We start from the raw sequence: 23,860 nt of genomic DNA on the forward strand, positions 1-23,860 counted from the left end.
TCAGTAACCCCGGCTCCGCTGGCTCACCTGCTCAAGGGTGACGGCCTGTTCTCCATTGCTGAGCGGCATCCGTGTCATCGCATCGACCGTGCTGCCGGGGCCCGCATAGATTGAGCCGCAGCCCCCGCGAAAGCAGTAGGCCGACGGCGCGGCGGGGTGTAGGAATTTTCTGACCCCGATCAGGGCGCGGGTGCGAACAAACCATCCGGCCGGTCGCTGCGCCCTGGCGCGGCGCGCGACTGCGCGACCGCATTGAGACGAGGCAGCTGAGCGGCCTCGTCGCGGAATGCGCCGGTTCCATACACGGCGCATCTGGGTAACGCGTCGCGCGATGCCCGGCTGGCCGCGAATCGCCAAGTCCGACCTTCAGGGCTTCGCGTCTTCCGGCATCGTCCCGGCCGCGCGCATGTCCTGCTGCGCCTGCTTGATCGCCTTGACGTCGAGCGGAAGGATCCGGCTGATGAAGCACGGCATCTTGATCGACTGCCGGCCGAGCACCAGGACCTTGTCGAAGCGTTGATGCACGCGTCCCATCTGATTGCTGACCGTGATCGCCTGGGCGAAGTCCAGGTCCGGGCAGCGGCCGTTGAGTTCGAGCAGATAGGCCTGGTTGGGTTTGGTCCACAGCGCGAGCGCGCTGTCGCCCAGCGGCGTCCAGCCGTTGATGCTGCCGAAATACTGGAAGCTGTCGACCGGCGCACCGGCGTGCGCGCGGTACAGCGCCAGCCGCTGGTCGTCGTCCATCTTGGGGCCGGTCGCGCAGCCGGCCAGCGCGAGCGCGGCGAGCAGCGCCGAAAGCAGCGAGGGAGCCAGCGAAATAAGCCGTTTCATGATCGATCTCCGGGCGGCGCAGCCGCCGTTGCGGGCGTTCGCAGGCATGATGCGCCCGCCCGCGAACGGCGGCGTCGATGCGGCCGGGCATCGTTCAGCGCGCATGAGGCTTGCCATCGCCGCCTGCCGTCCGTATCATGCCGCCTCTCTCACGGGTTGCCGTGAAATGGCCGGGTAGCTCAGTTGGTAGAGCAGGGGATTGAAAATCCCCGTGTCGGGGGTTCAATTCCCTCCCCGGCCACCATTTCGAAACAAGGGCTTGGCAGCGATGCCAGGCCCTTTGTTTTTGCTTCTGGCCGATTCGTGCCGCGATCGGGTCGCACGATTTCTTCGTCGCGTTATCCGTCAGTCGACGATCCTGCGAGCAAAGTCGCTCGCATCGTTGCGAGCTGCGCAAGCCCGCTTGTATATCGCGCATGCTGGATCGACCGAACATGCAAAGTGTCGCGTCCGTGTCCCGGAATCGTTGTGATCGGTACGGCGCATAACGATGGCGATACCTGGTACCGATACAGGACGAGTCCGGACGCACGGCCGCGATCCGTCCCATCCCAGCGCGCACAGTCAAGCCACGACCCGTCCGGATCAGGCTTGACAGCCCCAGGCACGGACATTACGTTCGCATTCCCCATTACCGCTGATCGGCGGGCCCAGAGGGATACCATGTCTGAGAGTGTAGCCACCCGCTAATCCTTCGCTGCGCGAAGGTGGGTAACGCGTCGAGTCTTACGCCGTTCGCGCCATGCGAATGGGCGTCGTCGCGTTCGTTTCGGCTACAACCGACATGCGATATGAAAATTTCCCAGCGACAGCCGCGCATAGTGCGCGCGCGAGCCATGGGTGGAGCATCGCTCCATCGAACCAACGAAAGCCGGCGCCTGGCCGCCGATCCGATCCAGCAGTCCGTCGCCACCGCGTCGTGTCGTGTCTTCGACGACACCGCGGTCGGTTCGTGCGCGGCACGCAGGCATCGCCATGGGCACTGCTGGCCCGATGATTACGTGCAATGCATCGACATTCCGACGATCGGGCGTCACCGGCGTCGGTACGCCGTAGGGCCGAAGCCGATGCGTTTTCATCCTCACGACGAGGCGACGTCATGCTGAGCTTGCTGATGTTTGCCCGTACGTCTTGTCTTTCGAAACCATGCGCCATGGAGGAGCTTATGCAGATCGAAATCGAACAACCGCGGCATCACGCCGAAGTCTTCGAGGTCACCCGCGCGGCTTTCGGCGGCGACGACGAAGCGCATCTGGTCGAGCGCCTGCGCGCGGACGGTCTGGTGCGGCTGTCGCTGGTCGCGGTCGAGGACGACGAGGTCGTCGGCCATGTGCTGTTCACCGATTTGGCGGTGACCGTCGACGGACGTGCGTTGCGGGCACTGTGCCTGGCGCCGGTGTCGGTGCGGCCGGATTACCAGAACTCCGGCGTGGGTTCGATGTTGATCCGCGAAGGCTTGCGGCAGTCGGCGCTGGCTGGTTTCGAAGCGGTGGTCGTGCTCGGGCATCCGGCCTATTACCCGCGTTTTGGTTTCAGCGCGAAGCTCGCCGAAAAACTCGTCGCGCCGTTCTCCGGCGATGCGTTCATGGCGATCGAACTGGTCGACGGCGCGCTGCAAGGCGAGGCCGGGACGGTGGTTTATCCCGAAGCGTTCGGGATCGTCGAGGGACATTGAGCCGATGCGAAAACACAAAGCCCGGCGATACGCCGGGCTTTGTGCATGCGCGCAGGCCGACGGCTCAGGGCTGCGGATTGCTGCCGCAGTTGACCGTGCGGATGGTGAAGTAGCGGGTGTGATCGCCCCAGTCGAACGGCTCGCCGCACGAGCCGTACGACCAGCCGCCGACGACCACGGTGCGGGTGGCGTCGGAGTAATAGGTGTAGGTCTGGCTCTGACCCGGGCCCGCGGGCGGAATCGCCGCGGCGGTCAGCGAAACGATCAGGCCTGCGGCGAGCAGCGACAGCTTGGTCCTGAGCGATGTGGGCGTCTTGAACATCCGATTGAACATGTGACCCTCCTTCGTGGCGTTGCCAGGGATCGCGGATTTCTCCGCAATGCCGGTGATACACCAATGGCGAGGATCGTCGCGGGCCTGGGTCGCAGATTTCCGATCGCGAAGCGTGACCGCGGTCGGAGCGCGACGATCAGGCTTCGGGCACGTAGCCGGCCGGCTTGTCGGCGCCGCCGCCGAACAGGAATTTTTCCATCTCTTCCTGCAGGAAGGCGCGGTGCTTGGGATCCAGCGGCGACAGCCGGTTTTCGTTGATCAGCATGGTCTGGTGCGCCAGCCACTTGGCCCAGGCGGGCTTGCCGATCTCGGCGAATACGCGCTTGCCCAGTTCGCCGGGCCAGGGCACGAAATCCAGGCCCTCGGTCTCGCGTTGTTCGTAGTGGCAGAAAACGCTGCGGCTCATGGGATGGTCCTGGTTGGAGAAGGGGAGCCGCTCGAGCGGCTAAGGATGGCGAGCGACGATCAAAGCGCCGCTTCGATCAGTTTGCGGATCGGCGCCGGGATGCCGAGCGCGGCGAGTTCGGCGCGGCTGTACCAGCGCAGATCGTCATTGTCGCCGACTGCGTCGCGCAAGGCGACCCGACGCCAGCGCCGCGGCTGCAATTCCAGTTTGTAATGGCTGAACGCATGCGCGATTGGCGTCAGCGTTTCGCCGGCGTCGAACTCGATACCGGTCGTGTGCGCGGCGAACCACTGCGCGGCCTGCGCTTCATCGTCGGTCTGCGGCAAGGTCCACAACGAGGCCCAGATACCGACCGGCGGACGGCGCTGCAGCAGTACGCGATCGTCCGCGTCGAGCAGCCACAGCACCTGCGCATGACGTTGCGGCGCGACCTTGCCCGGTTTGGGCGTCGGCAGTTCGGCGACGCGGCCTTCGATGCGCGCGACGCACTCGTGTTGCAGCGGGCACAGGATGCACGCGGGATCGGCGCGCGTGCACAAGGTCGCGCCCAAGTCCATCTGCGCCTGGGTGTAATCGACCATGCGCGTGTGCGGCAGATGCGATTCGGCCAGCGCCCACAGTTGCCGCTCGATCGCCGGCAGGCCGGGATAGCCGGCGACGCCGTGATAGCGGCTGAGCACGCGCTTGACGTTGCCGTCGAGGATGGCGTGGCGATCGCCCCAGGCCTGCGAAGCGATCGCCGCGGCGGTGCTGCGGCCGATGCCGGGCAGCGCGGTCAGCGCGTCGAGATCGCGCGGCAGGTCGCCGCCGTGGTGTTCGACGCACAGCTTGGCCGCGGCGTGCAGATTGCGCGCGCGGGCGTAGTAACCCAAGCCCGACCACAGCCCGAGCACGGTATCCATCGGCGCGGCGGCAAGCGCGGGCAGGTTCGGCAATGCAGCGACGAAGCGTTCGAAGTAGGGCGCGGCGGTCTTGACCTGAGTCTGCTGCAGCATGATTTCCGACAACCACACCCGATACGGTGAGCGCGGGTGTTGCCAGGGCAGGTCGTGGCGGCCGTTGACGTCGAACCACGCCAGCAGTTTGCCGGCGAAGGCGTCGGTGTCGTCGTTGTTGTTGCTTTTGGCGCTATGGCTGGGGGCTTTCATCGACATCGGATGGGGTGAACGGCTAAGGCGTCGGGGCCGACGTCGGTGGCGGGTCGTCTTGTTCGATCTCGATCTCGACGCCTTCCAGGCTGGCGCCGGAAACCTCGATCTTCGGCGTGCTCAAGGTTCCGCTCAGCGGCGGCAGCAGCGCGCCCTGCGCGCCCGCATCGACCCATTGCAGCATTTCGGGCAGGCGAAAGCGGCCGTCGAAACGGGTCTGGTCGCGGCGCAATTGCAGCGCGGTGTCGCCGGAGAAATCGGCGGCGCCGCGGTAGTCGAGCACGAACGGCAGCGGCGATTGCGATTGGCCCAGCGGCGGCGGCAACGCCGGCCAGGCGTCGGGCCATGCGGCCAGTCGGCCGTCCAGTTGCAGTTGCATCGTCTCGCCGAACGCGAAGCGTCCGGCCGCATCGAAGTTGGGCATCACGCCGGCGCCGCGCACGGCCGCGCCCAGCGGCGCCAGGCTGACCTGGCCGTCGCGATAACGCAGCGGACCGAATAGCCCGAACGCAAACGGCAGATCGGTATCGCCTGCGCGGTAGCTCGCCTGCGCGGCCAGGCGCGTGCGGTCCAGGCCGAGTCCATCGTCGCCCGCGTGCAGCAGCGCGCCCAGGCGGATGCGCATCGGCAGCTTCCAGTCCTTGGCTTCGACCGCGACCCGGCCGGCGAGGCCGAGCCCGCGCGCGGCGGCGGGACGTTGCAAGGTCGCGGCGAGATCGAACGGCACCTGTACGCCGCTGCTTTGCACGCGGCCTTGCAGGCGGCCGCGCGCCGGCCGGTCGGGATGCAGTTCGGCGATGGCCACGGCGATGTCGTCGATCGACCAGCCCGCGCCGCCGACCCGGCCGCGCATCACGCGCAAGCCATCGCTCAGCGACGGCAGCCGCAGCGGTTCGCTCGACGGCGGACGCGTCGCCAGCCAGCGTTGCAGCGCGGCGATGTCGAGCTGCGGCGCGTCTAGCTCGACGCGTTCCACATCCAGCGCCGCGCCGGCGGCGCGGATCGTGCTCCACGGCAGCGACAGGTACACGCGTTCGGCGCGCAGCAGCGGCACGGCCGCGCCGGGTTCGCGCGCGACCAGATCGCGCACTTCCAGCATCGGGGTGCCGCGCAGGCGGTATTCGCTGGCGCCGCTGGCGGTGATCTCCAGGCCGAGCGCCTTGCCAGCCTGGCCGAGCACGATCCAGCTGACCTGGCTGGGTCGCGACACCCAGCGCAGCGCGATCAGCGCGAGCAACAGCAGCGCCGCGACGATCAGCAGTTTCCTGCGCCAGCGTCGCGGCCGCGGCGGGCGAGGCGCGGGCGGCGCCGTCGTGTCCGCGGGCATCGCGCCTCAGCCGCCGAGCGCTTCGGGCAACAGGGCGTCGACGAAGGCTTCGGCGTCGAACACGCGCAGGTCTTCCGGACGTTCGCCGATGCCGGCGAAGCGGATCGGAATGCCGAACTCGCGCGCCAGCGCGAACACCACGCCGCCCTTGGCGGTGCCGTCGAGCTTGGTCACCACCAACCCCGTGACGCCGACCGCCGCATGGAACTGGCGCAGTTGCGACAAGGCGTTCTGCCCGGTGGTGCCGTCGATCACCATCAACACTTCGTGCGGCGCGGTCGGATCGACCTTGCCGAGCACGCGGCGGATCTTGCCCAGTTCGGCCATCAGGCCGGTCTGGGTGTGCAGGCGGCCGGCGGTGTCGGCGATCAGCACCTGGGTGCCGCGCGCCTTGGCCGCCTGCAGCGCGTCGAACGCGACCGATGCGGCGTCGGCGTTCTGGCCCTGAGCGATGACCGGCACGCCGTTGCGTTCGCCCCAGGCCTGCAACTGCGCGACCGCGGCGGCGCGGAAGGTGTCGCCGGCGGCGAGCATCAGCGGACGGCCTTCGTCGCGAAAGCGCTTGGCCAACTTGCCGATGGTGGTGGTCTTGCCGACGCCGTTGACGCCGACGGTCAGCAGCACGAACGGCTTGGCATTGACGTCGATCACCAGCGGCTTGGCCACCGGCTGCAGCATCGCGATCAGGTCGGCGCGCAACGCCGCCAGCAGCGCGTTGGCGTCGGCGAACTCGCGCGACTTCATGCGCTTGCGCAGGTTCTCGATCAGCGCGGTGGTCGCGCCGACGCCGACGTCGGCGGTGATCAGCGCGGTCTCGATTTCGTCGAGCAGGTCGTCGTCCAGGCGCGGGTTGCGCGAGAACAGGCCGCCGAAGCTGCGCGCGAACGCGCTGCCGCGCAGGCGTTCGCGCCAGCCGAGCTTGCCGGCGGGGGCGGCGGGTTTGTCGATGTAGTCGGTCGGCTCGACCGGCTCGGTTTCGGCCGAGATGGTCTGGACCGATGGCGCTGCGATGGGTTGCGTCGCGGGCGTGACCGCGGCGGCGGGCATCGACGGGGCGGGCGCGGGCGCGAAGGCAACCGGAGTTTGCGCGGCAGGGGCTTGCGCCGCGGGCGCTTGCGTCGCAGCGGCAGGCACCGACGCAGCAGGAGCCGCCTGCGCAGGCACGGGTGGCTGCGTCGCCGGCTCGGCCTTCGCCGGTTGCGCGAGCGGCGCTTCGATCTCGTGCAGCGCGGCTACGACTTCGGGCGGCACCGGGGGTTCGGTCGCGCGCGGCGGGTCTGCCGGCTGATGGGCGGCGGCGGGCGGTTCAGGCGCGCCGGCTTCGGGTGGCTGCGCGCTCGGGAACGCGGCGGCCAGTTCTTCGGTGCTGAAGCCGCGCTCGGCCGATTTTTCGGCGGCGGTTTCGTTTTTCTTGCGGCGGAAAAAGCTGAGCATGAGACGGGAGATGGGGCCATGCGCGAGAATCACCACATGCTAGCACCGGCCCCCAGAGTCCCCCGATGAACACTTTTCGACGCGGCCCGCGCGGCGGCGCCGACGCCGGCCCGCCACGGTCCCCGCGAAACCCCGCCAAGCCGGGCGCCGGCGGCGGCCACAACGCGCAGGCCGGCAAGGTGCGGATCATCGGCGGGCACTGGCGCGGCACCCGTCTGAACGTGGCCGAGGCCCCCGGATTGCGGCCGACCTCCGACCGGGTGCGCGAAACCCTGTTCAATTGGCTGATCCCGGCCTTGCCCTGCGCGCGCGTGCTCGATCTGTTCGCCGGCAGCGGCGCGCTCGGCATGGAGGCGCTGTCGCGCGGCGCGGCGTCGGCGGTGCTGGTCGAACGCGACCCGGCCCTGGCCGCGGAACTGCGCGCGCTGGCCGGACGCCTGCAGGGCGGCGAGGCGGCTCAGGTGGTCCAGGCCGACGCGCTGGCGTGGCTGGCGCAACAGCCGCCGGCCGGCGAGGGCGACGCCCCGGGCTTCGATCTGGCCTTCGTCGATCCGCCGTTCGCGGCCGGGCTGTGGGACGCGGTCTGGCCGCTGCTGTTGCCGAGGCTGGCGCCTTCGGCCTGGCTGTACGTCGAAGCCCCGGCCGACGCCGCGATCGCACTGCCCGCGCAATGGGACCGCCATCGCGAAGGCGCCACCCGCGAGGTGCGTTACGCGCTGTACCGCCGCCGGCCGGCCTGAGCGGCCCGGTCGCGACCCCGGCGCGGCGCCCGCTGCGGGTGCTGACCGGCGCGCGCGGACGGCTGCTACACTGCGCCGCATCCGGCGGGGGCGGCCCACCCGCTCCCTGTCATTCCATCAGCGAACGACCATCGAATGAGCTCGGCCCGCAACCGAATCGCCGTCTATCCCGGCACGTTCGACCCCATCACCAACGGCCACATCGACCTGGTCGACCGCGCCGCTCCGTTGTTCGAACGGCTGATCATCGGCGTGGCCGAAAGCCCGAGCAAAGGTCCGGCGTTGCCGTTGGAAGTGCGGGTTGACCTCGCCCGCGAAGCGGTCGCCCATCATCCGCATGTCGAAGTGCGCGGCTTCAATTCGCTGCTGGCCCATTTCGTCGCCGAAGTCGGCGGCGGGGTGTTGCTGCGCGGACTGCGCGCGGTGTCCGACTTCGAATACGAATTCCAGCTCGCGAGCATGAACCGCCATCTGATCCCGGAGGTCGAGACCTTGTTCCTGACCCCGGCCGAACAGTACGGCTTCATTTCCTCCTCGCTGGTGCGCGAGATCGCGCGCCTGGGCGGCGACGTCTCGGGCTTCGTGCCGCCGGCCGTGGCCGCGGCGCTGCAGGCCGAATGGCGGCGCAGCAAGCAACACTGATCATCCACACGACACACGACCAATCCTTAAGGGGCTTACGATGAAAACTTCCTCCCGCTTGCTGCTGATCGCCTGCCTGACGCTGCCGTTCGTGGCCGCCTGCCAGAAAGAGGAGAAGAAGGAGGTCGTCGAAGCCGCGCCGTTGTCGGCGCCCAAGACCAGCGACGAAAATGCCTGGAACGCGTATCTGACCGACGTGGTCAAGCGCAATCTCGATAACGTCACCGGCAGCACCTACGTCTACGTCCTGCCGGCGCCGGAAGCGCCGACCTTCGCCGGCGAATACGAGCGCATGGTCGAGAAGGCGCAGACCGACCTGTCGCGCGGCATCCTCGAAGGCAACTTGGTCGCGTTCGGCTCGCCGAATTCGGCCAAGAGCGCCGACCTCGCCGTGGCCGCGCTGTCGAAGGCCGAGCCGGGCACGATGAAGGGCGTCAAGTTCATCTTCATCGGCGACGCCGCCGACAGCGAACGCGTCAAGGCCGCCGCCGCGCCGGCTGGCGTGAACTACGTGTTCGCGCAGGTCAAGTAATCGAGATCGAGTAAGCAGGGCTGATCGGGCTGGCGACGCGGTGTGTGTACCGTGTCGCCGAACGCATCGGCATGTGTCGGTCGCGTCAGCGGCCGCTGCGGGACCGCAGTACTGCAGCACTGCATAGTCGAATCGAGCCGCTGATGCGGCTCGATTCGTTTTTGTGGGCGGTCGCCGGCAATCAGATCGGGTAGGCGGTTTGTCGCGAATCTGTTCAAACCGGCCTGCTTACGCCATCCCGCTTAAGCCAACCCACTCAAGCCATCCCGCTCAAGCCGAATCGCTCAAGCCGAATCGCTAAAGACAAATCGCTCAAGCCAGCCCGCTCTTCAAGCAGGCTCTTTCCGCTTGGTTCTTTAGGCCCGTGGTCAAACAAACCCGGCCAGGCGCGTGACACAGCCCACTTTGCAAAAGGGGGCGGCGCCCGGCGCAACCGCGAGGTCGGGAAACACTGCAGCGCGGGGGATTCGCTTTTGCTTTCGCTCCACTCGCGCAGCAGAGCAAAAGCGAATCCCCCCAGTCCCCCTTTTCCAAAGGGGGGAACAGCGGTGGCGGACTGGTTGCAGCGGCCTGCTTAAACCCGGGCATATGGGCACAAGCAACGCTCTAGGCACGGATCTAATAAACACGGGCAAGCGTGTGACACAGCCCACTTTGCAAAAGGGGGCGGCGCCCGGCGCAACCGCGAGGTCGGGAAACACTGCAGCGCGGGGGATTCGCTTTTGCTTTTGCTCCACTCGCGCACTAGAGCAAAAGCGAATCCCCCCCAGCCCCCCTTTTCCAAAGGGGGGAACAGCGGTGGCGGACTGGTTCGCAGTGGCCTGCTTAAGAGCGCGTGACACAGCCCACTTTGCAAAAGGGGGCGGCGCCCGGCGCAACCGAGAGGTCGGAAAACTCTGCAGCGCGGGGGATTCGCTCCAGTCAAGGCATCGCTTCTAATCAAGGCATCGCTACAGCCAAGGCACCGCTCCTAGCCAAGTCATCGCCCCAGCCAACACATCGCTCTGACCGACACATCGTCCAACCCCATACCCACAACCCCGATCACACCTGAACAACACCGCCAGCCCACCGATCCCCGCCCACGCGACGCAGCATCCCGGCCCATGGCTATGCCCAGCGACCCGGGGGCCCTAAACTGCGCGCATGCGCTGCCATAGCGAATTCCGCTGCCCCCACGGCGCTGCCTGCCCATGTCGCTGAAGATCAACGAACTGTGCGTCAACTGCGACGTCTGCGAACCGGCCTGTCCCAATCAGGCCATCGCCCAGGGCGAGACGATCTATGTGATCGATCCGGCGCGCTGCACCGAATGCGTCGGTCACTACGACGAACCGCAATGCGTGGTCGTGTGTCCGGTCGAGTGCATCGACAAGGACCCCGCCCACCCCGAATCCGAGCCGCAGCTGCTGGAAAAACTGCGGCGTCTACAACTGGAGTGAACCCGATGCGCAAGATGCCGTGGCCGCGAGCCGGTGCGTTGTCCCCGTGGCTGCTGGCCTCGTTGCTGCTGATCGTCGCGCCCGCGTACTGCGAAGCGCCGGCGCAAAAAACCGCCGCGCGCACGCAGGCCGGCACCAGCGCCGCGCATCCGCCCGGCGCCGCGATCGCCAGCGCGCATTCGCTGTCGACCCAGGCCGGCCTGGAAATCATCGGCAAGGGCGGCAACGCCTTCGACGCCGCGATTGCGGTGTCCTCGACCCTGTCGGTGGTCGAACCGATCAGCTCGGGTATCGGCGGCGGCGGTTTCTTCCTGCTGCACGATGCGAAGAGCGGACGCGATGTGTTCGTCGACGCGCGCGAAACCGCCCCGGCCGCGTCCACGCCGGCCGCGTACCTGGACGACAAGGGCGAACTCAACCGCGACCGCGCCACCAACGGCCCGTGGTCGGCCGGCATCCCGGGGCTTCCGGCCGCGCTGGTGCACCTGGCGCAGAAGTACGGCAAGTTGCCGCTCAAGACCTCGCTGGCGCCGGCGATCCGGATCGCGCGCGAAGGCTTCCCGATCTACGCGCGCCTGGAAAAAGGCTACGGCAGCCGCCGCGAGGTGATGGAGCGTTACCGCGGCACCCGCGAGGTGTTCCTCGCCGCCGGTCACGCGCCCAAGACCGGCGAGATCCTCAAGCAACCCGATCTGGCGCGCACGTTGGAACTGCTCGCGGCCAAGGGCTTCGACGGTTTCTATCGCGGCGACGTCGCCGACAAGCTGCTCGCCGCGGTCAAGGAAGAGGGCGGCCAATGGCAGGCCAGCGAACTGGCCGACTACAAAGTCCGCGAGCGCGAACCGCTGCGGCTGAAGTACCGCGGCTGGGACATCGTCACCGCGCCGCCGCCGTCCTCGGGCGGCGTGGCGATGGCCGAGATCCTGCAGGTGATCGAGGGCTGGGACCTGAGCAAGCTCGATCCCGCGCATCGCACTCACATCCTCGCCGAGGCGATGCGCCGCGCGTACCGCGACCGCACCATCTATCTGGGCGATCCGGACTTCGTGAAGATGCCGCTCAAGCGCCTGACCAGCCCGGATTACGCGGCCGGCCTGCGCGCGACGATCCATCCGGAAAAGGCCACCCCGAGCGATCTGCTGTCGGGCCAGCCGGCGCCGCTGGAAGACGACGAGACCACCCATTTCTCGATCATCGACCGCGACGGCAACCGGGTCTCGGCGACCCAGACGGTCAACCTGCTGTACGGCTCGGGCATGATCGCGCCGGGCACCGGCGTGCTGCTCAACAACGAGATGGACGACTTCGCCCTGCGCCCGGGCACGCCCAACGCGTTCGGCGTGATGGGCTTCGCCGCCAACGCGCCGGAGCCGGGCAAGCGCATGCTCAGCTCGATGACCCCGAGCTTCCTGGAATCGCAGGACAAGGTGATCGCGGTCGGCGCCCCCGGCGGCAGCCGCATCATCACCCAGGTGCTGCTGGCGATCCTGGCCTACGACGCCGGCCTGCAACCGCAGCAGGTCGCCGCGCTGCCGCGCATCCATCACCAGTGGATGCCCGACGTGATCTCGGCCGAGCAGGGCGCGCTCGACGCCGATACGGTCAAGCAGCTGCAGGCCATGGGCCACAAGGTCAACGCTGGCGAATCGAGCTGGGGCAACCTGCAGACGGTGATGTGGGACAAGCGCGCCAACACCTTGTCGGGCGGCACCGATCCGCGCAATCCGGTGGGGTTGGCTGAGATGTTGTTGAAGCCCTGAGAAGCCGGGAATCGGGAATTGGGAGTCGGGAATCGTAAAAGCGGCTGCGTCGGCTCTGGCTGTTCCGATTCCCCATTCCCGCCGCGTGTCGGTGACATGCGCAGGTGTTGTCGAAGCTCCGATGGGCCGGGAATCGGGAGTCGGAATCGTAAAAACGGCTGCGTCGGCTTTGGCCGTTCCGATTCCCCATTCCCGATTCCCCATTCCCGTCGCGTGTCAAACCAATGGCGCACCCGCCACGCCGTGCAGTAGATTGCGCCGCATGGACAGCACGCACGGCGTTTCAGGACAGGGGAATCGGCAATGAGTGACGACGACAAGCGTTGGTACACCCGCGTGCCCGCGATCTCGATCGCGCTGGTCGCGTTTCTCGTCGCCCTGACCACGCTGATCAACAACGTGCGCGAGATCGGCGGGCTCAAGGACAAGACCCCGCCCGCGCCGGCCACCGCCACGCCGGCCGCGCCGGCGGTCAAGCCCGAGGCGCCCAAGGCGCCGTCGCGCTATTCGGTGCTGCTGACCCTGGAAAAGATCGAAGTGATCAACGACGGCACCAGCGGCAGCACCTCGTGGTCGTTCGACGTCAGCGCCGGCGGCCAGGATCTGTTCGAACTGCCGGCGCGCGATTACCTCGACACCGAGGAAAGCCGCAACGTCACCCCGCGCACCAGCGATCCGTCGATGGGCCGGGTGGTCCTGGTCCCGGGCCAGGAAATGCTGATCAAGATCAGCGGCCGTTCGTCCGGACTGATCAGCAAGACCTCGGCCAGCGGCACCGCGACCCTGGTCGCCGAGCGCGCGCTCGCGCCGGTGCGGGTGGTCGCGGCCGATCCGCGCGACGGCGAGTTCGTGTTTCATTTCGCTACGGTGGCTACGGCGCAGTGAAGCTGTGAGGCCGGGAATCGGGAATGGGGAATAGGGAATCGTAAAAGCGGCCCCGATGCGATCATGCTGTTTCGATTCCCGATTCCCGATTCCCGATTCCCGATTCCCGATTCCCGATTCCCGATTCCCGATTCCCGGCCACTTCCCGATTCCTGGCCGCGACCGGCAATGAAGCCGAGATTGGTGAATCGGCAATAAGGAATCGGAAACGCAAACGCCGGCGTGGCCTGCTTTTACGATTCCCGATTCTCCATTCCCGATTCCCGGCCCCAAGCGGCTAAAATCGACCTTCCCCCGCCAACCCGGTAGAACCGCCATGAAACTCTGGTCGATCCTGGGCAACTCGCAGAAGCTCGACGGCGGCGCGATGTTCGGCAACGCGCCGCGTGCGATGTGGGCCAAATGGTCGCCGCCCGACGAACACAACCGCATCGCGCTGGCCTGCCGCGCGCTGCTCGCCAGCCCGCTGGCCGGCAAGACGGTGTTGTTCGAGGCCGGCATCGGCGCGTTCTTCGAACCCAAGCTGCGCGAGCGCTACGGCGTGGTCGAAGATCGCCATGTGCTGATCGAGTCGCTGGCCAAGGCCGGTTTCGCGCCGCAGGACATCGACGTGGTGGTGCTGTCGCATCTGCATTTCGACCATGCCGGCGGTTTGCTGGCGCCGTGGTCGCAAGGGCAGGCGCCGCAGCTGTTGTTCCCGAATGCGTCCTACCTGGTCGGCCGCGAACATTACGAGCGCGCGCGCCATCCGCATGCGCGCGACCGCGCCAGTTTCATCGCCGAGTTGCCGCAATTGCTGGAAGCCACCGGCCGCCTGGAACTGGTCGAAGGCGCGTATTCGAAACTGCTCGGCGACAGCGTGCGCTTCCACTACAGCGACGGCCACACGCCCGGCCTGATGCTGGCCGAGATCGTCGGCCCCGAGCGCGAAGACGGCCAGCCGCACGGCGGCGTGGTGTTCTGCGCCGACCTGATTCCCGGCCGGCCGTGGGTGCATGTGCCGATCACGATGGGTTACGACCGCAACGCCGAGCTGCTGATCGACGAGAAGAAGGCGTTCCTCAGCGACAAGCTCGAACGCAACGTGCATCTGTTCTTCACCCACGATCCCGAGTGCGCGCTGGCCCAGGTGGTGCGCGACGACAAGGGCAAGTTCGGCACCACCCACGAGGTCGCCGAATTGCAGGCGCGGGCCTTGGCTGCATGAACCTGCGCCGCGCGATGCGGCGTTGGCGCGGCCTCGCGCTCGCCGCGGTGGTGCTGATCTGCGCCGCCTGCCCGTTATCGGCGCAGGAAACCGCGGACGGCGAACCGCTGGGCGACCCGCAGGCCGGCAAGGCCTTGTCGGATCGCGATTTCGGCGTGACCACGCGGCAGTTCGGTCTCGATCGTCGGGTCGAGATGTATCAATGGCGGCGCGAGTTCGGTATCGCCACCCAGGGCGACGGCTACGAGCGGGTCTGGAACGCGGCGCCGATCGATTCGACCGGTTTTACTTCCGGCTACGTCAATCCGCCCAGGATGCCGCTGGAAAACAAGCGCTGGTGGTCGGAGTCGGCGACGCTCGACGGCAAGCCGCTCGGCAGCGAGGTGTTGCGCGCGGTCGGCGAGTGGCGGGTGTTCCGGCCGAATTTCAGCCGCTTGCCGGCGAACCTGGCGGCGACCTTCCAGCCCGAAGGCGATGGCCTGGGCAGTTCCGAGAATCCGCTCGATCCGCAGATCGGCGACCTGCGCGTCACTTGGCGCGAACTGCGCCTGCCGTCGCTGGAGGGCAAGCTGGAACTGCGCGACGGCGTGTGGCATCTGCGGCCCGAAGCGATCGCCGCGGCCCTGAATCCGGCGGCGGCGCGCGATCGCGCGATCGTGGTCGGGCCGGAGCCGGAGGACAAGCGCTGGTCGCCGGGGTGGTTCGCGCTGGCGGTCGTGTTCGCGCTCGGGTTGCTGTATCGGTTGCGCAGGCGGCGTCGGGCTAAGGCGCAAGCGAAGTCGTAGTTGCGCAGGTCGGCTACGTCATGTCTGCCGCGCAGAGGCGTCAGTGCGTTTTGCCTTTATTGCTCGTCATTCCCGCGAACGCGGGAATCCAGCGACTTTCGCGCCGACGCGGTCAAGCGATGGCAGATCGACGGACAGTGGCAACTTCAAAGTCACTGGATTCCCGCGTTCGCGGGAATGACGGAATGCAGGGGCGTCGGTATTCGTGCTTTCAGACCGACTCAGGCCTGCGCAGGCTGCGCGAAACATCAAGCGTAATGCTTGGTCCCGAAAATCTTGTCCCCCGCATCGCCCAATCCCGGCAGGATGTAGCCGACCTCGTTGAGGCGCTCGTCGACCGAGGCGGTGAACACTTCCACGTCCGGATGCCGCGCTTCCAGCGCCTTGAGGCCTTCCGGCGCGGCGACCAGGAACAGGCCCTTGATGCGCTTGCAGCCGGCGTTCTTGAGCAGGTCGACGGTGGCGATCAGGCTGCCGCCGGTGGCGAGCATCGGGTCGAGGATCAGCGCGGTGCGCTCGTCCATGCGGCCGGTGAGTTTTTCGTAGTAGCCGACCGGCTGCAGGGTGTCCTCGTCGCGCTGCAGGCCGACCACGCCGACCTTGGCCGCCGGAATCAGCTCCAGCACGCCCGGCAGCATGCCCAGGCCGGCGCGCAGGATCGGCACCAGGGTGACTTTCGCGCCCTTGATCCGACGGGTGACGACCGGCCCGGCCCAGCCTTCGACCACGGCTTCCTCGGTTTCCAGGTCGGCGGTGGCCTCGTAGGTCAGCAGGGTGGCGACTTCCGAGGCCAGCTCGCGGAACGACTTGGTGCTGTTGTCGGCGCGGCGCATCAGGCCGAGTTTGTGCTGCACCAGGGGATGGCGGACTTCTACGATTTTCATGAGGGGCCTGGGGATGCGGGCGGCGGTTGCCGCAAGGATTGATGGTTACGCGGCGGCGCGCAAGCGCGGTTTGACCATTGCCCGGACTGGAAGCCGCGGCGTGTTGTCCGATACACACGCGCAACGCGGTTTCACGCCGCGATGCGTTCCACCCGCAGGCTAGGCGGCATCGCGTCGTCGAAGCTCCAGCGGTAACGGAAAGGCGGGTCTTCGGATATGGCGACGATGCCGCGCGGTTCGAACGTCGCCGAAACGAAGATTTCGGCGCAATCGCAATACAGCAGCCAGCGCGGCGTTTGCTTGCCGGCATCGAATAAAGCGAGAAACCCTTCCGCTTCGTAGGCCCCGCCGCCGCCGATGGCAATGCGTCCGTCCGCATCCCGAGCCTCGAACCCGGGATAGAGCGTCGCCATGCCGGTATCGTCGTCAGGCGGCGCAAGCGAATCCCGATCGGCCAATCGCAGCTCGTCGCAGAGACTTCCGTGCAGGGCGAACCAACGCCCGTCGCGAAGTCGCACGCCGTTCGCCACCGGCAGCTCGAACGGCTCGGTGGCGACGATACGGGGAAACACCGTGGCGGTGTCGCGCTCGATTACCGGATCGGCTCAGGCGGTACGAACGTACTGGATCTCGATCCCGTCGCTGCCGCCGATCGCCGCGCGCAGCACGGTGATCAGCGAGCCGGCGTTGAGATGATCGATTTCGATCATGTCGACCACCGCGTGATCGATCCAGTAGTCCTGATCCTTGCTGTCTTCTTCTTCCAGCGCGGCGACCAGAATCTGCAGTTCCTCTTCGCTGATCTCGCCGATGTCGGCGCCGGTTTCCTTGTTCGACAAACGAATCATTGCGTAGATCCTGAAAGCAGAAGTGAGTGGAGAAAAGTGAGAAACGAGTATAAGCGACGGATCGCTCCCACTCACTCCTCACTCCTCTTAACTCACTCCCAGGCCGTCAGGCCGCCGCTGCCTGCTGCGCATGCGGGCCTTCGCGCAGGGCGCGGCCGACCATCGACACCAGCAGTTCCAGCTCGTCGCTGGCGATGGTGAAGTTCGGGGTGAAGCGCAGCGAATTGACACCGCCGTGGATCACGCCGATGCCGCGCTCGCGCAGCCATTCCTCGGTGGAGCCGGCGCCGAAGCACTTGAACTGCGGGGCGAGTTCGCACGAGAACAGCAGGCCGGTGCCCTGGACCTTGGTGATCAGGCCGCCGAGTTCGCTCTTGAGCTTCTCCAGCTTTTCGATCGCCTCGGCGCCGCGCGCGCGGATGTTGGCGCGCAATTCCGGGGTGACCTGCTGCAGCACGGCGACGGCGACGTCGAGCGCGCGCGGGTTGGTGGTCATGGTGTTGCCGTACAAACCCTTGCGGTACAGCGAGGCGGCGCGTTCGCCGACCGCGAGCACCGACAGCGGGTACTGGCCGGCGTTGAGCGCCTTGGAGTAGGTCTCCATGTCCGGCGCGTCCAGGCCTTCGAAGCCGGGGTAGTCGATGATCGACAGCACGCCGTGCGCGCGCAGGCCGGCCTGGATCGAATCGACCAGCAGCAGCGAGCCGTGGTTGCGGGTGAGTTCGCGCGCGGCGGCGTAGAACGCCGGCGGCACGCCGCGGCCCGGGTCGCCTTCGCCCATCACCGGTTCCAGGAACATCGCCTCGACGAACCAGCCGTTGCTGTCGGCATCGGCGAAGGCTTTCTTCAGCGCGTCGATGTCGTAGGGCTCGATGGTGATCATCGAGTCCTCGTGGCGGAAGCTGGCCAGGTGCTGCACGTAGGCCTTGCGCGAGGAATCCGAATACAGCGCCGGGCGCTCGGTGCGGCCGTGGAAGCTGCCCTTGACCACGATGCGCTTGATCGCGCGGCCGGCATGCTTGGCGCCCGGGTCGGTCATCAGCTTGCTGTTGACGTCGGCGATGCGCGCGGCCAGCGAGACCGATTCGGAACCCGAGTTCAGGCAGAAGAAGCGCTCGTACGGGCAACCGCCGCGTTCGGCGCCGATGGCCGCGCGCAGGGCGCGCTCGAAGCGCAGCTGCGACAGCGACGGGGTCATGATGTTGGCCATCACCTGCGGCTTGGCCATCGCCGCGATCACCGCCGACGGGGTGTGGCCGAAACCGAGCATGCCGTAGCCGCCGGAGTCGTGCAGCACCGCGCCCTTGAGGGTGACCACCCAGGGGCCGCGCGCGGACAGGGCGATGTACGGGTTGACCGCGTCGTCGGGATAGAAATTGACGTAGCCGTCCTGGACCGCGTGAATCTGCGCGTCTTCGTCCAGATCGAGCAGGTCGGCGTGCAGGTCGCGGATCAGCGCGTATTCGGCGGCGGCGGCGGCGACGGCTTCGGCCAAGTCGGGATGATTGACCGCGAAACGCACGATGGTGTCGTCGTCCAGGCCGAGGGTGCGGCGCTTGCCGGCATGGGCGCGCAGCGGCGCGAGTTGGTTGAGCAGGTTGGTCATCTCGATCTCCAAAAGGTGTCCGGCGTCCGGCCGGGTTGACTACGTGGGAGACCGTCCGCCCTCATGGCTGGACGCTCGCAGTTGCAGCAGCCCCCGGCTGCCAAGCGCCATCTCTCACAAACCGAAGCGGCCCTGAAACGGCCTCTTCGCTAACTCCTTGAAATGCCGGAACCTCGCGCAAGAATTTTGCGTGGCGCCATCGCCTTTCGACGATTTTTCGTTTCATTTCAATGATTTATGGGAGTCTATCACGTCCCCTGAGCGCCGATAACCCCCTGGGGGTACGGCGGTTTATCGGGTGCGCCGCGGCGCCGATCCGGCGCTGGTGACGCTTGTCACCGGCGATGGATGCTTTCGCCCACTGCCGCGGCCGCGGCGTGGCGCCGACAGTGAAGTCACCTTCCGGCCAGCCGCGTGGAGCCGCTCATGACCGCGATCCATCCGTTCCATCGTGTTGTCGCCGCCACCGTGCGCATCGGTGGCGCGGCGGCCGCCGTGGCGCCGTTGCCCGGCGCGCTGGCGCCGTGGCTGCGCTACCGCTGCGGCTCCGCGAGCGCCGCGCCGATCGCCAAGCGCGACGTCGACGGGCGTCGGCGCGATGCCGCTTCGGCGCGGAGCCCTTGAGTTCGTCGCCGCGCGCCCGCCATGCCGCAGATGCGAACGATCGCGCCTGCTCGCGCATCGACGCGGTGATCGCGCGTCGCGCGCGGCGTGAGCGTTGCGTCGGCAAGGGACGCATTCGCGATCGAAGCCGTCGAACTCCGTTAAAGTCCGCAACGACCGCGACCCGCGGTCGGCCTGAATCGTTCAGATCGACCCGTTTGCATCGTCGCGCTCCGATCATCCGCCGTCGAGCTGCACGCACCCGCTCAGCGCGGGTGCCGATCGCACCGTAGGACCTTCGAACATGCGTTTGCACACTCCGCCGATCGACACCCAAGACAACCTGCTGGGTTGGCACCTGGCGTCGTTGCTGTACTTGAGTTTCGTGTTCATCCCGCTGTTCTTCTGGCAGCCGCCGTGGTGGATCATCGCCATGGCGATCGCTTCGGTGGTCGCGTTCCTGCCGATCTACTGGGCGTTCTATCGCGGCGGTTCCAAGCTGCGCCTGTGGCTGGTGCTGGCGGTCGCGGGCATCGGTTACGGGGTGTTGCCGTACGGGATAGGCGGCGGCACCTATCTGATCTTCGCCGCCGGCATGATCGCCAGTTTCCTGCCGCGCTGGCACGGGCTGGCGCTGGCGGTGGCGCTGTTCGCGATCTTCAGCGTCGAGGCGCTGTGGATTCTTCCGCCGGAGTTCTCGCCGGTGTCGAGCGTGCTGATCCAGACCCTGGTCGGCGCGATCGTCTACGCCGGCGTGCTGGCCGCGCGTTCGCGCGAGCTGCGCAACGCCGAGCTGCGCCTCACTCAAGAGGAAGTGCGGCGTCTAGCCAGCCTGGCCGAGCGCGAACGCATCGGCCGCGATCTGCACGATCTGCTCGGCCACACCTTGTCGGTGGTGGTGCTCAAGTCGCAGCTGGCCGCGCGCTTGCTCGAACACGACAAGAAGGCCGCACAGGACCAGATCTGCGAAGTCGAGCGGGTCGCGCGCGAAGCGCTGACCCAGGTGCGCGAAGCGGTCGCCGGCATCCGCGCCAACGGCCTGCAGGCCGAACTCGCGGCGGCGCGGCTGGCCTTGCTCGGCGGCGAAATCAGCCTGGATCACAAGCTCGCGCCGGTGGATATCCCGCTCAACGTCGAGGCCGCGCTGGCGCTGGCGCTGCGCGAATCGGTGACCAACGTGCTGCGGCATGCGCGCGCGCGCCGGGTCGATGTCGAACTGACCCAGGACGCGCGCGGCGGCATCGTGCTGCGCATCGCCGACGACGGTCGCGGCGGCGTGAGCGGCGAGGGCCACGGCCTGACCGGCATGCGCGAACGCCTGCATTCGGTCGGCGGCGTGGTCGAAATCGAAAGTCCGCACGGCGCCGGCACGCGCCTGAGTCTGCTGGTGTCGCGCGAGGCGCTCGCCGCCGCGCGCCGGCTGCCGGCGCCCGCCGCCACTCCCGGGACCGCGCGCGAGCCGGTCCTGCTCGAACGAGGTACCGCATGATCCGTTTGTTGCTCGCCGAAGATCAGGCCCTGGTACGCGGCGCGCTTGCCGCGCTGCTGAACCTGGAACCCGACATCGAAGTCGTCGCCGAAGCCGGCGACGGCGCCACCGCCTGGGAGGCGGTCAAACGCGTCCAGCCCGACATGGTGGTGACCGATATCGAGATGCCGGGCATGACCGGCATCGACCTGGCGATGCGGGTGCGCGATTCGGGCATGCCGACCCGGGTGGTGATCGTTACCACGTTTGGCCGCGCCGGTTATCTGCGTCGGGCGATGGATGCAGGCGTGCGTGGTTATCTGCTCAAGGACGCGCCGGCCGGGCAATTGGCCGAAGCCTTGCGTCAGGTGCATCGCGGCGGTCGCGCGATCGACCCGCAACTGGCGGTCGCCGCGTGGAGCGACGAAGACCCGCTGACCGAGCGCGAGCGCCAGGTGCTGCGGCTCGCCGGCGAAGGCCTGTCCACCGCCGAGATCGGCGAGCGGCTGCATTTGAGCCAGGGTACGGTGCGCAATTATTTGTCGGAAGCGATCGGCAAGCTCGACAGCAGCAACCGGATCGAGGCGTATCGGCGGGCTCGGCAGAACGGTTGGCTGTAAGCCTGCCGCTCCGGGTTTCCCCCTGATCGCAGCCTCGATGCCTACCTGTAGGAGCGGCGCAAGCCGCGACCGCGACCTCTCGACTGCGCTGCAACCTGCAAGAACGCGGTCGCGGCTCGCGCCGCTCCTACAGGGGTTGCCAAAACGCCACCTGGGCGGGTCGTCCGATCAGGGACATCGTCCACTTTTGCCGATCCACCCAACACCCCGGATAATGGCCGCCTTCCCGATCCCGGCCCCGGCGCTAGCCGCCGTCCGGCATCGCCCGCGTCCGCCCGTCCGAGCCGGCTAGCACCGGCCCGTCCCCCGCGACGCCTCGCGCCCAACGATCCGGTTTCTTGAAAAAGTCCGATTTCAACTACGAACTCCCGCCCGAGCTGATCGCCCAGGCGCCCCTGGCCGAGCGTTCGGCCAGCCGCCTGCTGGTGGTCCCGCCCGCTCCCGCGCCGCGCGAGGACCGGGTGTTCAGCGATCTGCCGCAGCTGCTGCAGCCCGGCGACCTGCTGGTGTTCAACGACACCCGGGTGATCCCGGCGCGCCTGTTCGGGCAGAAAAGCACCGGCGGGCGGGTCGAGATCCTGATCGAGCGCCTGCTCGGCGGCAGCGAGGCGCGGGCTCAGCTCGGCGTGAGCAAATCGCCGAAGCAAGGCGCGCGCATCGCCCTGGACGCCGGCGGCGAGGCCGAGGTGCTCGGCCGCGACGGCGAGTTCTACCGCCTGCGCTTCCACGTGCCCGAATCGCTGGAGCAATGGCTGCTGCACGCCGGCCGCCTGCCGCTGCCGCCGTACATCCAGCGCGAGCCCGGCCAGGACGACGACGAGCGCTACCAGACCGTGTTCGCGCGCGAAATCGGCGCGGTCGCCGCGCCGACCGCGGGCCTGCATTTCGACGAAGCGCTGCTGGCCCAACTGCGCGAACGCGGGATCGAATTCGGCCACGTGACCCTGCACGTCGGCGCCGGCACCTTCCAGCCGGTGCGCGCCGACAGCCTCGACCAGCACGTGATGCACAGCGAGTGGCTCAACGTCGGCGCCGGCCTGATCGAACAGATCCGCCGTTGCCGCGCGCGCGGCGGGCGGGTGATCGCGGTCGGCACGACGGTGGTGCGCGCGCTGGAAAGCGCGATCCGCCTGAACCCGGCCGACGACGGCGAACTGCTGCCGTTCGCAGGCGAAACCCGCTTGTTCATCCTGCCGGGCTATCGGATCACCTCGGTCGACGGCCTGATCACCAATTTCCATCTGCCCGAAAGCACCTTGCTGATGCTGGTGTCGGCGTTCTCGGGCAAGGAGCAGGTGTTCGCCGCGTACGAACACGCGATCGCGCAGCGCTACCGCTTCTTCTCCTACGGCGACGCGATGCTGCTGTGGCCACTCGCAGCCGATTAGCCCCGCCGACCTGGCCCGAAGCGACAAAGCCGCAAGCCGTCCTGGCGGAATCGTCCGCAACCGACGCCAGGCGGGCACCCGCGCAGTCGCAATCGCAATGACTACCGAATCCTCTTTCCCGCGCGACGCTCCATGCGCCTCACCATATAAAGGAACCCGCGCATGAGCCGCATGTCCTTCGAATTGCTCGGCAACGACGGCGCCGCGCGCCGCGGCCGGCTGACCTTTCCGCGCGGCACGGTCGAAACCCCGGCGTTCATGCCGGTGGGCACCTACGGCTCGGTCAAGGGGATCATGCCCGAGCACGTCGCCGAACTCGGCGCGCAGATCATTCTGGGCAACACCTTCCATCTGTACCTGCGTCCGGGCCTGGACGTGATCGGCGATCACGGCGGCCTGCACGGTTTCGCGCGCTGGAACGGGCCGATCCTGACCGACTCGGGCGGCTTCCAGGTGTTCTCGCTCGCGCACCGGCGCAAGATCACCGAGCAGGGCGTGACCTTCGCCTCGCCGGTCGACGGCAGCAAGGTGTTCCTCGGGCCGGAGGAGAGCATGAACATCCAGCGCGTGCTCGATTCGGACATCGTGATGATCTTCGACGAATGCACGCCGTATCCGGCGACCATCGATGTCGCGCGCAAGTCGATGGAACTGAGCCTGCGCTGGGCCGAGCGTTCGAAGAAGGCGCACGAGGGCAACGACGCGGCGCTGTTCGGGATCGTCCAGGGCGGCGTGCATCACGACCTGCGCACGCGTTCGGCCGACGGCCTGAAGGCGATCGGCTTCGACGGCTACGCGGTCGGCGGCCTGGCCGTCGGCGAGCCCGAGGAGGAGCGCAACGCCATGCTCGAACACACCTGCCCGCAGCTGCCCGAAGACCGGCCTCGCTATCTGATGGGGGTGGGCCGGCCCGAGGATCTGGTCGAATCGGTCGCGCGCGGCGTGGACATGTTCGACTGCGTGATGCCGACCCGCAACGCGCGCAACGGCCACTACTTCACCGCCCACGGCACGGTGCGGGTGCGCAACGCCAAGTACGAGCGCGACCTGCGCCCGATCGAGGAAGGCTGCGACTGCTACGCCTGCCGCAACGGTTTCAGCCGCGCCTACCTGCGCCATCTGGACCGCTGCAACGAGATGCTCGGGCCGATGCTGGGCACCTTGCACAACCTGCGCTACTACCAGCGGTTGATGGCGCAGATGCGATCGGCGATCGAGCAGGGAACCTTTGCGGCCTTCCGCGAGTCTTTCTACGCCGCACGCCAATAGAAAGCCGTTCGCCCGCAAGCGGGCGA

24 protein-coding genes and 1 tRNA gene are annotated in these 23,860 nt (G+C 67.6%); 15 read left to right on the forward strand and 10 right to left on the reverse strand.

What is annotated here, in order from left to right; translation table 11 throughout:
* Nucleotides 1-366: 366 nt before the first annotated feature.
* Complete coding sequence (locus IEQ11_RS07670) at nt 367-831, reverse strand: DUF6491 family protein (RefSeq protein ID WP_191821413.1); 465 nt, start codon at nt 829-831, stop codon at nt 367-369.
* Nucleotides 832-999: 168 nt separating this feature from the next.
* On the opposite strand from IEQ11_RS07670, the gene IEQ11_RS07675 reads away from it, so the two are divergent.
* Nucleotides 1,000-1,075, forward strand: a tRNA-Phe gene (locus IEQ11_RS07675).
* A gap of 855 nt (nt 1,076-1,930) precedes the next feature.
* The gene (locus IEQ11_RS07680; protein ID WP_247024754.1) at nt 1,931-2,506 is read left to right on the forward strand and encodes a GNAT family N-acetyltransferase; all 576 of its coding nucleotides are present in this window, start codon (nt 1,931-1,933) and stop codon (nt 2,504-2,506) included.
* 64 nt (nt 2,507-2,570) lie between these two features.
* On the opposite strand, the gene IEQ11_RS07685 is transcribed toward IEQ11_RS07680, so the two are convergent.
* From IEQ11_RS07685 to ftsY, 5 genes are all read right to left on the reverse strand, one after another.
* On the reverse strand, nt 2,571-2,840 hold the full coding sequence (locus IEQ11_RS07685) for a DUF6289 family protein (RefSeq protein ID WP_036101959.1): 270 nt from the start codon (nt 2,838-2,840) through the stop codon (nt 2,571-2,573).
* Nucleotides 2,841-2,976: 136 nt separating this feature from the next.
* On the reverse strand, nt 2,977-3,246 hold the full coding sequence (locus IEQ11_RS07690) for an oxidative damage protection protein (RefSeq protein ID WP_036101961.1): 270 nt from the start codon (nt 3,244-3,246) through the stop codon (nt 2,977-2,979).
* A gap of 59 nt (nt 3,247-3,305) precedes the next feature.
* Complete coding sequence (mutY, locus tag IEQ11_RS07695) at nt 3,306-4,394, reverse strand: A/G-specific adenine glycosylase (protein ID WP_191821415.1); 1,089 nt, start codon at nt 4,392-4,394, stop codon at nt 3,306-3,308.
* 22 nt (nt 4,395-4,416) lie between these two features.
* Nucleotides 4,417-5,721 carry an AsmA family protein gene (locus tag IEQ11_RS07700; RefSeq protein ID WP_191821416.1) on the reverse strand — a complete coding sequence of 435 codons (1,305 nt, stop codon included), beginning with the start codon at nt 5,719-5,721 and terminating at the stop codon, nt 4,417-4,419.
* Nucleotides 5,722-5,727: 6 nt separating this feature from the next.
* Nucleotides 5,728-7,155 (reverse strand): signal recognition particle-docking protein FtsY, encoded by a 1,428-nt coding sequence (gene ftsY / locus IEQ11_RS07705; protein WP_191821417.1) that lies wholly within the window; start codon nt 7,153-7,155, stop codon nt 5,728-5,730.
* A gap of 65 nt (nt 7,156-7,220) precedes the next feature.
* Between ftsY and rsmD the strand changes: the two genes are divergently transcribed.
* The 8 genes from rsmD (at nt 7,221) to IEQ11_RS07745 (ending at nt 15,148) form a co-directional block, all read left to right on the forward strand.
* Nucleotides 7,221-7,895: a 16S rRNA (guanine(966)-N(2))-methyltransferase RsmD gene (gene rsmD, locus IEQ11_RS07710; RefSeq protein ID WP_191821418.1), complete on the forward strand. Its 675-nt coding sequence runs from the start codon at nt 7,221-7,223 to the stop codon at nt 7,893-7,895.
* A gap of 135 nt (nt 7,896-8,030) precedes the next feature.
* A complete protein-coding gene (gene coaD / locus IEQ11_RS07715) occupies nt 8,031-8,537 on the forward strand; it encodes a pantetheine-phosphate adenylyltransferase (RefSeq protein WP_036101968.1) in 507 nt (168 codons plus the stop codon).
* Between the two features lie 40 nt (nt 8,538-8,577).
* Nucleotides 8,578-9,069 carry a hypothetical protein gene (locus IEQ11_RS07720; RefSeq protein ID WP_036101970.1) on the forward strand — a complete coding sequence of 164 codons (492 nt, stop codon included), beginning with the start codon at nt 8,578-8,580 and terminating at the stop codon, nt 9,067-9,069.
* A gap of 1,193 nt (nt 9,070-10,262) precedes the next feature.
* Nucleotides 10,263-10,511, forward strand: coding sequence for a YfhL family 4Fe-4S dicluster ferredoxin (locus IEQ11_RS07725; protein ID WP_036101971.1), 249 nt, complete (start codon nt 10,263-10,265; stop codon nt 10,509-10,511).
* 14 nt (nt 10,512-10,525) lie between these two features.
* A complete protein-coding gene (gene ggt, locus IEQ11_RS07730) occupies nt 10,526-12,271 on the forward strand; it encodes a gamma-glutamyltransferase (RefSeq protein ID WP_191821451.1) in 1,746 nt (581 codons plus the stop codon).
* Nucleotides 12,272-12,574: 303 nt separating this feature from the next.
* A complete protein-coding gene (locus IEQ11_RS07735) occupies nt 12,575-13,156 on the forward strand; it encodes a hypothetical protein (protein ID WP_191821419.1) in 582 nt (193 codons plus the stop codon).
* 316 nt (nt 13,157-13,472) lie between these two features.
* Complete coding sequence (locus IEQ11_RS07740) at nt 13,473-14,363, forward strand: MBL fold metallo-hydrolase (RefSeq protein ID WP_191821420.1); 891 nt, start codon at nt 13,473-13,475, stop codon at nt 14,361-14,363.
* Entirely contained in the window at nt 14,360-15,148 is a 789-nt protein-coding gene (locus IEQ11_RS07745) for a TMEM43 family protein (RefSeq protein WP_191821421.1), read from the forward strand. The genes IEQ11_RS07740 and IEQ11_RS07745 overlap by 4 nt, the downstream gene beginning before the upstream one ends.
* Nucleotides 15,149-15,396: 248 nt before the next feature.
* Here IEQ11_RS07745 and upp read toward each other — a convergent pair whose 3' ends face one another.
* The 4 genes from upp to IEQ11_RS07765 all read right to left on the reverse strand — a co-directional run bounded on the left by upp (nt 15,397) and on the right by IEQ11_RS07765 (nt 18,486).
* Nucleotides 15,397-16,032: a uracil phosphoribosyltransferase gene (gene upp / locus IEQ11_RS07750; RefSeq protein ID WP_036101979.1), complete on the reverse strand. Its 636-nt coding sequence runs from the start codon at nt 16,030-16,032 to the stop codon at nt 15,397-15,399.
* A 131-nt stretch (nt 16,033-16,163) separates the two neighbouring features.
* Nucleotides 16,164-16,604, reverse strand: a complete 441-nt coding sequence (locus IEQ11_RS07755) for a hypothetical protein (protein WP_191821422.1) — start codon at nt 16,602-16,604, stop codon at nt 16,164-16,166.
* A 33-nt stretch (nt 16,605-16,637) separates the two neighbouring features.
* Nucleotides 16,638-16,880, reverse strand: coding sequence for a hypothetical protein (locus IEQ11_RS07760; RefSeq protein WP_036101983.1), 243 nt, complete (start codon nt 16,878-16,880; stop codon nt 16,638-16,640).
* 106 nt (nt 16,881-16,986) lie between these two features.
* Nucleotides 16,987-18,486: an aminotransferase class III-fold pyridoxal phosphate-dependent enzyme gene (locus IEQ11_RS07765; RefSeq protein WP_191821423.1), complete on the reverse strand. Its 1,500-nt coding sequence runs from the start codon at nt 18,484-18,486 to the stop codon at nt 16,987-16,989.
* Between the two features lie 426 nt (nt 18,487-18,912).
* Between IEQ11_RS07765 and IEQ11_RS07770 the strand changes: the two genes are divergently transcribed.
* From IEQ11_RS07770 to tgt, 5 genes are all read left to right on the forward strand, one after another.
* Entirely contained in the window at nt 18,913-19,110 is a 198-nt protein-coding gene (locus IEQ11_RS07770) for a hypothetical protein (protein WP_191821424.1), read from the forward strand.
* A 283-nt stretch (nt 19,111-19,393) separates the two neighbouring features.
* Nucleotides 19,394-20,578: a sensor histidine kinase gene (locus IEQ11_RS07775; RefSeq protein WP_046656056.1), complete on the forward strand. Its 1,185-nt coding sequence runs from the start codon at nt 19,394-19,396 to the stop codon at nt 20,576-20,578.
* Complete coding sequence (locus IEQ11_RS07780; RefSeq protein WP_036101987.1) at nt 20,575-21,177, forward strand: response regulator transcription factor; 603 nt, start codon at nt 20,575-20,577, stop codon at nt 21,175-21,177. The genes IEQ11_RS07775 and IEQ11_RS07780 overlap by 4 nt, the downstream gene beginning before the upstream one ends.
* 338 nt (nt 21,178-21,515) lie before the next feature.
* Nucleotides 21,516-22,565 (forward strand): tRNA preQ1(34) S-adenosylmethionine ribosyltransferase-isomerase QueA, encoded by a 1,050-nt coding sequence (gene queA, locus IEQ11_RS07785; RefSeq protein ID WP_096414020.1) that lies wholly within the window; start codon nt 21,516-21,518, stop codon nt 22,563-22,565.
* A gap of 162 nt (nt 22,566-22,727) precedes the next feature.
* Nucleotides 22,728-23,834: a tRNA guanosine(34) transglycosylase Tgt gene (gene tgt, locus IEQ11_RS07790; protein WP_191821425.1), complete on the forward strand. Its 1,107-nt coding sequence runs from the start codon at nt 22,728-22,730 to the stop codon at nt 23,832-23,834.
* The last annotated feature ends 26 nt before the right edge of the window (nt 23,835-23,860 follow it).

Source organism: Lysobacter capsici (assembly GCF_014779555.2).
Taxonomy (GTDB): Bacteria; Pseudomonadota; Gammaproteobacteria; order Xanthomonadales; family Xanthomonadaceae; genus Lysobacter; species Lysobacter capsici.

Coding starts and splice junctions, on each gene's coding strand:
- IEQ11_RS07670 (WP_191821413.1), bottom strand. CDS start 831: ATGAAACGGCTTATTTCGCTGGCTCCCTCGCTGCTTTCGGCGCTGCTC.
- IEQ11_RS07680 (WP_247024754.1), top strand. CDS start 1,931: ATGCTGAGCTTGCTGATGTTTGCCCGTACGTCTTGTCTTTCGAAACCA.
- IEQ11_RS07685 (WP_036101959.1), bottom strand. CDS start 2,840: ATGTTCAATCGGATGTTCAAGACGCCCACATCGCTCAGGACCAAGCTG.
- IEQ11_RS07690 (WP_036101961.1), bottom strand. CDS start 3,246: ATGAGCCGCAGCGTTTTCTGCCACTACGAACAACGCGAGACCGAGGGC.
- mutY (WP_191821415.1), bottom strand. CDS start 4,394: ATGAAAGCCCCCAGCCATAGCGCCAAAAGCAACAACAACGACGACACC.
- IEQ11_RS07700 (WP_191821416.1), bottom strand. CDS start 5,721: ATGCCCGCGGACACGACGGCGCCGCCCGCGCCTCGCCCGCCGCGGCCG.
- ftsY (WP_191821417.1), bottom strand. CDS start 7,155: ATGCTCAGCTTTTTCCGCCGCAAGAAAAACGAAACCGCCGCCGAAAAA.
- rsmD (WP_191821418.1), top strand. CDS start 7,221: ATGAACACTTTTCGACGCGGCCCGCGCGGCGGCGCCGACGCCGGCCCG.
- coaD (WP_036101968.1), top strand. CDS start 8,031: ATGAGCTCGGCCCGCAACCGAATCGCCGTCTATCCCGGCACGTTCGAC.
- IEQ11_RS07720 (WP_036101970.1), top strand. CDS start 8,578: ATGAAAACTTCCTCCCGCTTGCTGCTGATCGCCTGCCTGACGCTGCCG.
- IEQ11_RS07725 (WP_036101971.1), top strand. CDS start 10,263: ATGTCGCTGAAGATCAACGAACTGTGCGTCAACTGCGACGTCTGCGAA.
- ggt (WP_191821451.1), top strand. CDS start 10,526: ATGCCGTGGCCGCGAGCCGGTGCGTTGTCCCCGTGGCTGCTGGCCTCG.
- IEQ11_RS07735 (WP_191821419.1), top strand. CDS start 12,575: ATGAGTGACGACGACAAGCGTTGGTACACCCGCGTGCCCGCGATCTCG.
- IEQ11_RS07740 (WP_191821420.1), top strand. CDS start 13,473: ATGAAACTCTGGTCGATCCTGGGCAACTCGCAGAAGCTCGACGGCGGC.
- IEQ11_RS07745 (WP_191821421.1), top strand. CDS start 14,360: ATGAACCTGCGCCGCGCGATGCGGCGTTGGCGCGGCCTCGCGCTCGCC.
- upp (WP_036101979.1), bottom strand. CDS start 16,032: ATGAAAATCGTAGAAGTCCGCCATCCCCTGGTGCAGCACAAACTCGGC.
- IEQ11_RS07760 (WP_036101983.1), bottom strand. CDS start 16,880: ATGATTCGTTTGTCGAACAAGGAAACCGGCGCCGACATCGGCGAGATC.
- IEQ11_RS07765 (WP_191821423.1), bottom strand. CDS start 18,486: ATGACCAACCTGCTCAACCAACTCGCGCCGCTGCGCGCCCATGCCGGC.
- IEQ11_RS07770 (WP_191821424.1), top strand. CDS start 18,913: ATGACCGCGATCCATCCGTTCCATCGTGTTGTCGCCGCCACCGTGCGC.
- IEQ11_RS07775 (WP_046656056.1), top strand. CDS start 19,394: ATGCGTTTGCACACTCCGCCGATCGACACCCAAGACAACCTGCTGGGT.
- IEQ11_RS07780 (WP_036101987.1), top strand. CDS start 20,575: ATGATCCGTTTGTTGCTCGCCGAAGATCAGGCCCTGGTACGCGGCGCG.
- tgt (WP_191821425.1), top strand. CDS start 22,728: ATGAGCCGCATGTCCTTCGAATTGCTCGGCAACGACGGCGCCGCGCGC.